Here is an 11,730-nt window from a genome sequence, read left to right as displayed (position 1 = left end):
GGGCGTGACGCCAGGTTCGCCGCTGTTATTGCCAGCTGCCGATATCGGCATCGATCCCCTCGCCGCCTTCCTTGCCATCGGCACCGAAGGTCCAGACGTCGGCCTCGCCATGCTGGCCGGGCGACGCATAGAGATAGGGGCGGCCCCAGGGGTCGTTGGGCAGCTTCTTGAGATAGCCGCCGCGCTGGTAGCGCGAGGCATCGATCCCGGCGGGGGCGCTGACCAGCGCGGCCAGGCCCTGGGTGGTGTTGGGATAGACCGACATCTGCAGCCGGTAGAGCTCGAGCCCGCCCTCGATCTGTGCGATATCGGCCTTGGCCTTCTCCACCCGCGCCTTGTCGCCCGAGGGTAGCACGTTGAGCGCGACGATCGTCGCGAGCAGGCCGATGATCACGATCACCACCATCAGCTCGACGAGCGTAAAGCCCTCCTCGTTCCGGCGGCGCTTGTTGGGTTCGGTACGCATAAGGGTCCTCATTGGCCGGCCAGCGTGTTGAGCTGGAGGATCGGCAGCAGGATGGATAGCACGATGGTGGCGACGATGCCCCCCATCACGACGATGATCGCCGGCTCGAGCAGCGACAGCGCGGTCGCGGTGAAGCGGTCGAACTCGCGCTCGAGATAGTCGGCGGCGCGCTCGAGCATCTCGTCGAGCCGGCCCGCCGCCTCGCCGGAGGCGGCGAGATAGGTGAGCAACGGCGGGAACACCCCGGCGCGGCGCATCGCCGCCGACAGGCTGCCGCCGCCGCGGATGGCGTCGACGATCTCGTCCGAGGCGAGGCGGAGGCGGCGGTTGTGGATGGTGCTGGCCGTCAAGGTGAGGCCCTCGAGCAGTGGCAGGCGGCTCGCCACCATGGTGCCGAGCGTGCGCGCCATGCCCGCGGCATGGAGGTCGCGGAGCAGCCGGCCGAGCAGCGGCAGCCGCAGCAGCCAGCTATCCACCGCGAGCCGGAAGGCGGGATCCTTGAGCGCGTACCAGCCGCCTAAACTCACTAACATCACGCATAGGAGCATCACCCACCAATAGCCGACCAGCACGTCCGAGAAGCCGATCACGACCCGGGTGAGGAACGGCAATTGCTGGCCAACCGTATCAAATTGCTCGACAACTTGGGGAACGACGAACATCATCAACGCGGTAACGACGCCCAATGCGACCACCGCGAGGATGGTCGGATAGGCGAGCGCGGTGATCAGCTTGCCGCGGATCTCGGCCTGGCGCTCGAGCAGCGCGGCGAGGCGATCGAGGATGGTCGGCAAGGTACCCGAGCTTTCGCCGGCGGCGACCATCGCGCGGTACAAGGGCGGGAAGCTGCGGGGCTCGCGCGCCATCGAATCGGCGAGGCGGCGGCCTTCGACAACGCCGGTGTGGACCTGGGCGACGATCGCGCGGACGCTGTCCTGCTCGGTCTGGCGGGTGATGGTGCGCAGCGACTCCTCGAGCGGCGAGACGCGGTTGAGGGTGGCGAGCTGGCGGGTAAAAAGGGTGAGCTGCTTGGTACCCATCTTGGCGCGGCCGAGCTGGAGGCCGAACAGCGGCCGGCTGCGCGCTGGCGGCGGCGAGCCGGGCTCGATGCGGACGACATAGAGCTTGCGGCGATCGAGCGCGGTGCGCGCGGCATCAAGGCTCGCGGCGGCGACATGGCCGCGCTGCTCCTGGCCGCGGGTGTCGATCGCGAGATAGTCGAAATCAGCCATGGTTCAGCCCCTCCCCGACCAGGGAGGGGAAAAGACGATGACCCAGCCCATTGCTGGCGCCGGACAGCCGATCACGCATCCACGTCGTCCACCACCGGGTCAGTCGCGTCGCGCCGCGAGACACGGATCGCCTCCTCGGGCGTGGTCAGCCCTGCCCTCACCAGCTCGCGCGCGGCCTGGCCGAGGGTGGGGCTGCGGGCGAAGGCGTGGCGGGTGATCGCCTGTTCGTCGCCGCCGTCGTTGATCAGGCGACGGATCGTCTCGTCGACGCGGACCGCCTCGTAGACGCCGATCCGGCCCTTGAAGCCGGTGTGGCTGCAGGCCTCGCAGCCGACCGCTTCATAGACCGTCGTTCCCGGATCGATCCCGAGCGAGGCGGCGACGCCGGCATTGGCGGCGACCGGGTGACGGCAGACCGGGCAGAGGCGGCGGACCAGCCGCTGGGCGATCACCGCGCGCAGCGTCGAGGCGAGCAGGAACGGCTCGACCTTCATGTCGCGCATCCGGGTGATCGCGCCGACCGCATCGTTGGTGTGGACGGTGGAGAGCACCAGATGGCCGGTGAGCGAGGCCTGGACGGCGATCTCCGCGGTCTCCCGATCGCGGATTTCGCCGACCATCACCACGTCGGGATCCTGGCGGAGGATGGCGCGCAGGCCGGCCGCAAAGGTGAGCCCGACCTTGGCGTTGACCTGGGTCTGGCCGACGCCGTCGACGGCATATTCGACCGGATCCTCGACGGTGAGGATGTTGCGGCTGCCATCGTTAAGCAGGCGCAGCGCGCCGTAGAGCGTGGTGGTCTTGCCCGAGCCGGTCGGCCCGGTGACGAGGATGATGCCGTTGGGCTCGGCAAGCGCGCCGCGCAGCAGCGCGTACATCGCATCGTTCATGCCGAGCGCCTCGAGATCGATCCCGGCATTGTCCTTGTCGAGGATACGCAGCACCACGCGCTCGCCGGCGCGGCTCGGCAAGGTCGAGACGCGGACGTCGAGCAGCTTGCCGCCGAGGGTGAGCCCCATGCGGCCATCCTGCGGCACCCGCCGCTCGGCGATGTCGAGTCGGGCCATGACCTTGATCCGGCTGACGACGACGGGGGCGACATGCGGCGGCATGCGCAGCGTCTCGCGGAGCACGCCATCGATGCGCATGCGCACGACGAGGCCGCTTTCATAAGGCTCGATGTGGATGTCCGACACGCCGTTGCGTGCGGCATCGGCGATGACGCCGTTGATCAGCCGGATCGCGGGGGCATCATCGGCAGTATCGAGCAGATCCTCGGCGGTCGGCAGATCGCCGGCGAGGAGATCGAGCTCGTCACCCATCCCGACCGCGGCAAGCGCGGTGGCCTGGCCGTCCATCGCATAATTGTCGGAGAGTAGGCGATCGAACGCCGGCGCCTCGACCACGGCGACCGCAAACGGCTTGGCAAGATAGCGGCGGACCTCGAGCAGCGCCTTGGGATCGGCACCGGTGCGCAGCGCGACCGTGAGCTGGCTGTCAGCGTCGGTATGCTGGATGACGACGCCGAACTTGCGGGCGAAGGCATAGGGCAGCGTCAGCTGGGGGACGACCGCTGGAGCGTCTCGCCCCTCCCCTTCAGGAGAGGGGTAAGGGGCGGGGCGTGTCTCACCGAGCGCGGCCTCCGCCGCACTGCCCCATCCCAACCCCTCCCCTGAAGGGGACTGGCCTTGGTCGAAGGCGTTGCCCTCGCGGATGATCATCGCCGCTTGCCGGTATGGATCACGGTGGTCGAGGTGCGCTGGACCGGCACGCCGATGCGCGGATCCTCGATGTTGCCGGGGATCGGCGCCGAGGGGATCGGCGGCGCCGCGCCGAGATAGTCGCGCACGAGCTCGTCGATCGACGGCTCCTCGTTGGGGCCGCCCTGCAGGCCCTGCTGAAGGCGGAGATAGCCGTAGCGCTGCTCGGTGATGCGGCGGCTGTCCTCGGCCGTGCGCAGGATGGTTGGGCGGATGAAGATCATCAGGTTGGTCTTCGCCCGCGTCTTCGCCTTGGAGGTGAAGAGGTTGCCGAGCACGGGGATGTCGCCGAGCAGCGGGATCTTCTCGATGGTGCGGCGCTCGTTGTCATCCAAGAGCCCGCTGATCACCGCGATCTGGCCGTCGTCCACCGTCCGCGTCGTCTCCACCTCGCGCTTGTTGAGGATCAGATCGCTGTTGTCGCTCGACACCGGGCCGGCGATCGAGCTGACCTCGAGGCGCAGGTTGAGCTTCACCGTGCCGCTGGAATTGACCTGCGGGCGTACCGTCAGCTCGATGCCGACATTCTCGCGCTGGGTGGTGCGGAACGCATTGTCGAAGTTGGTCGACAGCGCCTGGCCGGTGGTGATCGGGATCTCCTGGCCAACCAGGCTGTGCGCTTCCTGATTGTCGAGCGTGACCAGATGGGGAACCTGGAGCAGGTTGGACTGGGTATCGCTCTTCACCGCGTTGATGATCGCGCCGAAAAAGGTGCTGCCGATCTTGCCGCCGAACCCGCCAAAGCCGCCGCTGGCGCCGAGGATCGAGGTGATCGCCGATTGCGCGAGCGTGTCGGCAGCGTCGCTGGTGTTCTTGGTGGTGGTGGTGCTGCCGTCGGTATTGGTGGTGGTGGTGGACGAGGTGGACAGCTGGGTGGCACCGATCGCGCCGGCGATCTGGAGGATATTGGGCGCGGAATTGGCGAAGGTGGAGGCGCCGAACGCGCCGCCGCTGGGATCGCCGATCAGGAACTGGGCGCCCAGCGTCTTGGCGGTGGTGTCCGACACCTCGGCGACGATCGCCTCGACCAGCACCTGCTCGCGCCGGGTATCGAGCTGACGCACCACTTCGGTAAGCTGGCGCTGGATATCGGCGGGCGCGGCGATGACGATGGCGTTGGCGCCGGCGAAGCGGGTGACGACCGCGGCGGTGCGCCCGCCTTGCGTGGTCAGCGCCGGCTGGCCCGAGCCGCCGCCCGACGACGAGGAGGCGGAGGCGGAGGGCTGAACGACCTGCTGCGACTGTTGGCCGAACGACTGGCCGCCGCCGCCGCTGGTGCCGGTGCCCGAGCCGTTCTGGCCGTTGCTGCCGAAGGTGGAGCGTGACAGCTGGGTCTGCTGCGGCTGGTCCGGCGTCTGCCCGACGAGCTGCTGGAGCACCGGCAGCAGTTGCTCGGCATCGGCATTCTCGAGGTAGATCACCTTGATCTCGGTGCCGTTCTTGGCCTTCTGATCGAGATCGAGCGCGACCTGGGCGAGCCGGGCGACGCTGGTGGCATCGCCGCGGATCACCACAGAGTTGGAGCTTTCTACCGCGACCACCGAGGCGCCGGGGCCGCCGCTCGGGCCGCCGGCGGTGCCGCCCGTGCCCGCGCCACCGGCCGCCCCCTGCAGCGCGGTGGCGATCTCGCGCGCATTGGCGTTCTTGAGCGCGATCACTCGGGTGGCGGCATTGTCGAGATCGACGCGGCGCAGCACCTCGCGGATGCGGCGGATGTTGTCGGCGAAATCGACAATCACCAGGCTGTTGCCGGCGCGATTGGCGCTGACCGCGCCCTGCGCGCTGACCAACGGCCGCACCGTCTCCACCGCCGAGGTGGCGTCGATCGAGCGCAGGCGGACGATCTCGGTGACATAGCTGTTGCGGTTGGCGCCGGCGCTGCCGATCCGGCTCGGCTGCGAGGCGGCGTTGTCAATCGGCTGGACGCGGAACGCGCCGTTGCCGGTGGGCACCGCGACCAGGCCGTTGGCGCGCAACGTGGAGAGGAACACCTCGAAATATTCGGAGCGCGACAGCGGCCGATCGGTGACCACCGTCACCTTGCCTTGGACGCGGCTATCGATGATGAACACCCGGCCGGTGACCTTGGCGGCATCGGCGATGAAGGCGCGGATATCGGCATCGCGGACGTTGAGCGTGGTTTGCGCGGCAATAGGGGCGGCGAGCAACGCCGGCGAGGCGAGCGCGACCGCGGAGGACAGGAAAAGGTTCTTCATCGAGCTCATGGGTTCGGTGCGATCGTGATGGCGAGCGGCAGCGTCTGGGTGCCGCGCTCGACGGTGATGGGGATGTTGCCGCCCTTGGCAAAGTCAGTGGTGATCCGGTCGAGATCTCCCGGGCCGGTAACCGGGCGGCCGCCGATCGCGGTGACGACGTCGCCGTCGCGCAGCCCCGCGGCGCGGAACGCGGCGCCGCTGCCCTGCGGGCGGACGACGAGCCCGGAGATGCGGCCGCCGTCGATCCGCGGAATGAAGCCAAACTCGCTGCGCAGCTGGCCGATCGCGATGCCGCCGCCGGGCGGAGACGGCGGCGCCGGCGGGGTGCCGCCGGACTGGATGGCTTCCGGCGAGGGTGGCGGCGCATCCGACTGGACCAGGAACAAGTCTTCCGAGGCGCCGCCGCGATCGATGGTGACGTGATCGAAGGCGACCGCCTTGAGATGGACGCCGGGCTGGATCTCCTCGCCCACCGCGATGCTCTTCTGGACGTTGTCGGGCCCGGCGAGAATCGCCGAGCCGCGGCCCGACGCCTCGTCGACGCGGGTGCCGAACAGGGTGAGCTGGAGCGAGGTGACGGTGGCGGGGCCCTGCTGGCGGGCGCCGAGGCGGAAGAAGGGATCGAAGCTGGCGATCACGTCGCCGGGCGAGCCGGGCACGCTGATCTCGGCCGGACGCCAGTCGCCCAGCGGCGTCACCGGGGTCACCAGCGTCCACACCAGCCGCGCCGCCTGGATCGCCAATCCTGCGATCAGGATCAACTCCGCCAGCGAATAGACGTTCACGACAGGCAGGCGCCGCAACCAGCGGCGCGCGCGCGCGTCGAGTTTCAACTGCATATGGTTACCCGTTCCCGCATCGCTGCGCCTACGCATGCCATGTTACGCTGATGCGTCAAAGGGCTGACATGGACGGAAGTTATCGCACCGACATTATGGCCGCGCGCCGACCACGAGGATAGAAGAGGCCATGACCGATCTTTCCCTTTCCCCGGGTGCGACGCTCGGCAGCGGACTCGATGGCGCGCCGATCGCGGCGCGGCTGATCGCCCAGCCCGGCATCCAGAAGGTGCCGAGCGCCAAGCTCGATCTGTTCGTCGCGCGCGGCTTCCTGTCGCCCGAGCAATGCGCCGGCGTGATCGAGCGGATCGATGCGGTGCGCCGGCCCTCGACGATCGCCGATTCGAATGGCGATGCGAGCTATCGCACCAGCGAGACCGGCGATCTCGATCCCACCGACCCGCTGGTGATTGCGGTGGAGGCGCGGATCGCCGCGGTCACCGGGCTCGACGGCGCGCATGGCGAGCCGCTGCAAGGGCAGCGCTATGCGGTGGGGCAGGAGTTCAAAGGCCATACCGACTATTTCGAGCCGACCGGGCGCGACTATCAGCGCTATTGCGGGGTCGCCGGCAACCGCACCTGGACGGTGATGGTCTATCTCAACGCGCCCGAGGCGGGCGGCGCGACGCGGTTCAAGGCGGTCGACAAGATCATCCACCCCGAGACCGGCAAGATGGTCGCCTGGAACAACCGCCGCGCCGACGGCTCGCCCAACCCGGCGACGCTGCACCAGGGGATGAAGGTGCGCAGCGGGGTGAAATATGTGATCACCAAATGGTTTCGGGAGAAGCCGTGGGGGTGATGCGGGGCTGGCCACCTCGCCCCCATTCGTCACCCCAGCTTGCGCTGGGATGACGATGTCGCTCTCTGATCAGAACGTCACGCTCGCCCCCAGCGTGAATACCCGACCGAGCTTGTAGCGGTTGATGTATACCTCGGTGCCGCCGGCGAACGTCTGGCTTTCGCGATAATTGGTGCGGGTGAGGTTGCGCGCCTCGGCCTTCAGTTCGAACTTGCCGCCGAACATGTTGACGCCCTGGCGCGCGACGAGGTCGAGGCGGATGCCGGGATGCTCGACGATGTCGGGCTGGAAGCCGTCCTGGCCGATCAGCGCCGGGCCGCGGTTGGTGACGCGATCGCTGGCGTAGTTGAACAGCAAGGTGATCTGCGACAGCGAGGCAGTGTCCTCGAGCCCGACCTGGACGTTGACGAGATGATCCGACTGGCCGGTGAGCGGCGCGCCGTCGCGGAACTGGTCGACGGCGGGGCGGAACCCTTCGCCGCAGCCGCCCAGGCCCTGGTTGGCGGTGGTGACGCTGGGCACACAGCTGCCGTCGGCGGTGATCGACGACTGGGTATAAGTGTAATTGGCGATCAGCACCGCGCGGCGGGTGGCAAAGAAGTCGCCGCCGATCACGTCGCCGAGGCGGAAGTATTTCTGCAGCTCGACCTCGCCGCCGTACAGCGACGCGCGCGGCAGATAGGTGAAGCCCGTCTGCAGGCGATCGTCCGAACCGGTGTAGAAGCCGACCTGCTCGATCGGATTGTCGATCCGCTTGTAGAAGCCCGCCAGCGTGAAGCGCTCGTCACGCTTGAAGAACCATTCGTAGCGCGCCTCGAGGTTGTAGAGCTTGGAATCGCGCAACAAGGGGTTGCCGAAGAACAGCCGGTCCGAATCGGGATCGCGGAACTGCTGGGGCGCGAGCTCGCGGAACTGCGGGCGCGAGATCGTCTTCGACGCGCTGGCGCGCAGCTGCATGTTCTCGGCGAAGTTCCAGGTCAGCGTCGCTGCGGGCAGGAAGTAATCGTTGTTGAGGCGGGTGGAGGTGAAGTCCCCAATCGGCGTGACGTCTTCCTTGGCGGTCTCGTAGCGGACGCCGATCACCGCGCGCAGACCGTCGAGCGCCTCGGCCTCGGCCTGGACGTAGCCGGCGTGGACGGTGAGCCCGGCGTCATAGGCATAGGCCCCCTGCGGGGTGTTGAACTGCAGCTGGATGGTGCACGGGTTGAGCTGCCCCGGGCAGGCGTTGCCCAGCACGTCCGGGCTGAGCAGATAGTCAGGCCGCAGCAGGCTATAGGGATAGGCGGGCGCGGTGCCGGCGCCGTTCGAGGTCTGGTAGTTGAACTGGAGCCGCGACGAGCTGCGCTGGGTATCCTGGTAGAAATAGCCCGCCGACAGCGTCATCGGCCGCTCGGCCTCGATCTGGTAGGTGGCGTCGGCCTGGCCGGTCCACAGATCCTCGCTCAACTCCGAGAAGATGATCGAGGCGAACGGCGAGAAGCGGTTGCTGACCTGATAGGCGCCATTGCACTGATAGCCGGTCGCGCCATTGCCGCCATCATAGGTGGCGGTGCCGCCCGGGGTCGCAGCCGAGCAGAGATAGTCGAACTGGCGCTCATAAGGCGCGTTGCGCTTGGAATTGGCATAGGCGCCGCGCGCGTCGACCTTGAGCGCGTCGGTGATCTTGAACTCGCCGACTAGCTGCGATTCGATCAGTTGGCGCTCGAACCAGCTGGTGTTCTGCTGAAAGCGCAGCCCGCTGGTGTTGACATATTGCACCGCCGCCGCACCGCGCGCCTGCTTGAGCGTGTCGTGGATATAGACGTTGGTCCAGCGGATGGTGTTCGCGCCGAATTCCAGCCCGACGCCGACCAAGGCGTTAGCCACCACGCGATTGTCGGTGATCAGCGTGGTGAAGTCGTTGCGCAGCGCGCCGTCGGCGGTGACGCTGTCCTGCTGGGTGGACGAGCGGGTGCGGAAGGTGTTGCTGAGGCTCAAGGACGAGATCAGCCCGAGCCGCGACGCGCCGAGATCGAACACCGAGCCGCCCGACAGTTCGGCCGAGAAGTTCGCCGGCAGCTGGTTGTTGCGCTGGAGCAGGGTGGTGGAGGCGTTGGACAGCTGCCCGACCTGCGCGGCATCGATGATGCCGCTGCCCTTGGGCGCATTGCGGATGAAGGCTGGCACCTTGCGGGTGCCGTCGTCGAAGCCCAGCCAGTCGGCATCGCCGCCATAATAGGTATAGCCGAGCTCGCTGGTGGTGGCATCGTCCGCCGACACCGACGCGCCCGCCGAGACGAAGCTCTTCTCCGGCACCGCCTTGGTGGTGAGATTGATGACGCCGCCGCCGAACTCGCCGGGATAGTTCACCGAATAGGTCTTCTGGACCAGCGCCGAGCCGACGATGGTGGTCGGGAAGATGTCGAGCGGCACCGAACGGCGCAGCGGCTCGGGGCTCGGCAGCGGCGAGCCGTTGAGCAGCGACGAGGAATAACGATCGCCGAGGCCGCGGACGTAGACGAAGCCGCCGCCGACCACTGACAAGCCGGTGACGCGGGTCAGCGCGCCGGCGATGTCGCCCTCGCCCGTCCGCGCGATGTCCGCCGCCGACAGCACCGAGACGATCTGCGCGGTGGCGCGGACCGTGTTGGGGATGTTGCGCCCGACGACGACGATGTCGGCGACATCGTTGCTCATGCCGGGGGCCGAAATCTCGACCTGCTCCTCGCCCGCCTCGCCGGGAACATCGGCTGCGGCGTCGCCGGTCTGGACCGAGGTCGCCGGAGTGGAGGTCTGCGCCGCGGGCGGGGTCGCCGCGCTCGGCGAGGCGGTGCCACCAGCAGTTTGCGCGAGCACCGCGGGCGCGACGAGGAAGGACGAAAGAAGAAGGAGAGTGCCTAGGGCGTGCCGCTGCTGCATGGCCAAGTTTCCCGGATCAGGAGGCTTTTAAACAGATCGCCGGGGCGGCGCTGCCGCCACCCCGGGATCATTCACTGAGGAGCGTGAGGCGCCTCAGCGGCCTTGGCAGGCGAAGTAGACCGAGTTGAACGACGGCGCGCCAAACTCCTGGATCGACGCGTCCGCCGGGCGCACCGTCGAGCGATCGGCCTGGCTCTTCTCGGACGCGATGAAGTTAACGCAGGTCACGTTGGCCGGCGTGCGGACCACGCCGTTGACGAAGCGCATGTCCGAGCCGCCGCGCTGGCGGATCGCCGACGGGGCGAGCGCGGTCTGGATGAAGGTGAAGTTCGCATAGGTCGCGAAGGTCCTCGGCAGCAGATCCTCGTTGCCGTTCGAGTCGATCTCGGTCGAGAAGGAGTCGGCGGTGGCGCCGAGCAGCCGCTGCGAGGCGATCATGAACTGCATGAAGCCGCGATAGCCGCTGTCGATGTCGAAGCCGTCGTCATCGGCGCCGGTGACCGCGATATACTTGATGTTGGTGGCGCCACCGAAGATCTCGATGCCGTCGTCGGCCGAATTGTGGCTCTGGATGTGATCGAGCGTGGTGCCCGAGCCGGTGCCGCCGAGGGTGAGGCCCTGCAGCTCATTGCCTTCGGAGATGGCGATGCCCGAATAGCGGATCTGCACATAGGACATGGCGCCGCTCGAGTCGGCCGCGGTGGGACCGCCGTAGAAGCGGCCGGTGACGCCCTCGATCGCCTGCTGGCAGGTGGTGGAGGTGCCGCCGGCATTGTTCGCGCCGCTGGCGCAGGGCGCGATCGGCGCGCGGCCGAGCAGGATGACGCCGCCCCACTGGCCCTGCGAAGCATCGGATACGCCGTTGGCGGCGAGGTTCTGCTGCGAGGTGAAGATGATCGGCAGCGCGCGGGTGCCGACGGCGTTGATCTTGGACCCGCGATTGACGAGCAGCAGATCGTTGGTCGCCTCCGACGAATCCGCGGCGACGACGACGCCCGGCTCGATCGTCAGGGTAATGCCGCTGTCGGCGCCGGTGGTGCCGACATCGGTGCCGACCTCGGTCTGGCCGCGCAGGCGGTAGAAGACGCCGGCGATCTTGGGCAGCGTCAGGCTGGTGGTGACCGCGGCCGGCAGGCGGCAGGCGCGGAAGGTCTGGACCAGGCCGTCGTCGATCGTGCCGGTCGGGCAGGCTGCGGCCGAGCCGCCGGTGCCGATCGCGGGCACCGCGGTGCAGGCGCCGCCGCTGCCGCCGAACTGCGCGGTGGTCGAGTTGCAGGTCCAATCCTGGAAGGCGGTATCGGTGGGCCCGTTGAGCGCGCCGACATAATTGGTGCTGGTGAAGAAGCTGTTGATCGACGACGGATCGGTCGCGGTCGCGAGCGACGCAGCGGCGGCCGGGTAGATGCCGTTGAGCGTCGCGCCGACGCCGTTGACGTTGTTGTTGGTGCCGGCGTTGACGATCGCGAGCTGCTCTTCCGGGGTGATCACGATCGCCGCCGGCTGGCCCGAGGTGGAGG

8 protein-coding genes are annotated in these 11,730 nt (G+C 68.2%); 1 reads left to right on the top strand and 7 read right to left on the bottom strand.

Annotated elements, in window-relative coordinates; translation table 11 throughout:
• Positions 1–25: 25 nt before the first annotated feature.
• From gspG to OXR60_RS17530, 5 genes are all read right to left on the bottom strand, one after another.
• On the bottom strand, positions 26–466 hold the full coding sequence (gene gspG / locus OXR60_RS17550; protein ID WP_267397258.1) for a type II secretion system major pseudopilin GspG: 441 nt from the start codon (positions 464–466) through the stop codon (positions 26–28).
• Positions 467–474: 8 nt separating this feature from the next.
• Positions 475–1,698 (bottom strand): type II secretion system inner membrane protein GspF, encoded by a 1,224-nt coding sequence (gene gspF / locus OXR60_RS17545; protein WP_267397257.1) that lies wholly within the window; start codon positions 1,696–1,698, stop codon positions 475–477.
• 71 nt (positions 1,699–1,769) lie between these two features.
• Entirely contained in the window at positions 1,770–3,419 is a 1,650-nt protein-coding gene (gspE, locus tag OXR60_RS17540; protein ID WP_267397256.1) for a type II secretion system ATPase GspE, read from the bottom strand.
• Entirely contained in the window at positions 3,416–5,674 is a 2,259-nt protein-coding gene (gene gspD, locus OXR60_RS17535; RefSeq protein ID WP_267397255.1) for a type II secretion system secretin GspD, read from the bottom strand. The genes gspE and gspD overlap by 4 nt, the downstream gene beginning before the upstream one ends.
• A 5-nt stretch (positions 5,675–5,679) precedes the next feature.
• On the bottom strand, positions 5,680–6,513 hold the full coding sequence (locus OXR60_RS17530) for a type II secretion system protein N (protein ID WP_267397254.1): 834 nt from the start codon (positions 6,511–6,513) through the stop codon (positions 5,680–5,682).
• Positions 6,514–6,643: 130 nt separating this feature from the next.
• Between OXR60_RS17530 and OXR60_RS17525 the strand changes: the two genes are divergently transcribed.
• Complete coding sequence (locus tag OXR60_RS17525) at positions 6,644–7,315, top strand: 2OG-Fe(II) oxygenase (protein ID WP_267397253.1); 672 nt, start codon at positions 6,644–6,646, stop codon at positions 7,313–7,315.
• Positions 7,316–7,384: 69 nt separating this feature from the next.
• On the opposite strand, the gene OXR60_RS17520 is transcribed toward OXR60_RS17525, so the two are convergent.
• Both OXR60_RS17520 and OXR60_RS17515 read right to left on the bottom strand, forming a co-directional pair.
• Positions 7,385–10,213 carry a TonB-dependent receptor gene (locus OXR60_RS17520; protein WP_267397252.1) on the bottom strand — a complete coding sequence of 943 codons (2,829 nt, stop codon included), beginning with the start codon at positions 10,211–10,213 and terminating at the stop codon, positions 7,385–7,387.
• A 93-nt stretch (positions 10,214–10,306) separates the two neighbouring features.
• The coding region (locus tag OXR60_RS17515) for a hypothetical protein (RefSeq protein WP_267397251.1) at positions 10,307–11,730 on the bottom strand (1,424 nt) is incomplete at its 5' end.

Origin of the sequence: Sphingomonas sp. GC_Shp_5, from assembly GCF_026540855.1 — a bacterium.
Taxonomy (GTDB): domain Bacteria; phylum Pseudomonadota; class Alphaproteobacteria; order Sphingomonadales; family Sphingomonadaceae; genus Sphingomonas.
This window is presented reverse-complemented; position numbering and strand designations above follow the sequence as displayed.

Coding starts and splice junctions, on each gene's coding strand:
- gspG (WP_267397258.1), bottom strand. CDS start 466: ATGCGTACCGAACCCAACAAGCGCCGCCGGAACGAGGAGGGCTTTACG.
- gspF (WP_267397257.1), bottom strand. CDS start 1,698: ATGGCTGATTTCGACTATCTCGCGATCGACACCCGCGGCCAGGAGCAG.
- gspE (WP_267397256.1), bottom strand. CDS start 3,419: ATGATCATCCGCGAGGGCAACGCCTTCGACCAAGGCCAGTCCCCTTCA.
- gspD (WP_267397255.1), bottom strand. CDS start 5,674: ATGAAGAACCTTTTCCTGTCCTCCGCGGTCGCGCTCGCCTCGCCGGCG.
- OXR60_RS17530 (WP_267397254.1), bottom strand. CDS start 6,513: ATGCAGTTGAAACTCGACGCGCGCGCGCGCCGCTGGTTGCGGCGCCTG.
- OXR60_RS17525 (WP_267397253.1), top strand. CDS start 6,644: ATGACCGATCTTTCCCTTTCCCCGGGTGCGACGCTCGGCAGCGGACTC.
- OXR60_RS17520 (WP_267397252.1), bottom strand. CDS start 10,213: ATGCAGCAGCGGCACGCCCTAGGCACTCTCCTTCTTCTTTCGTCCTTC.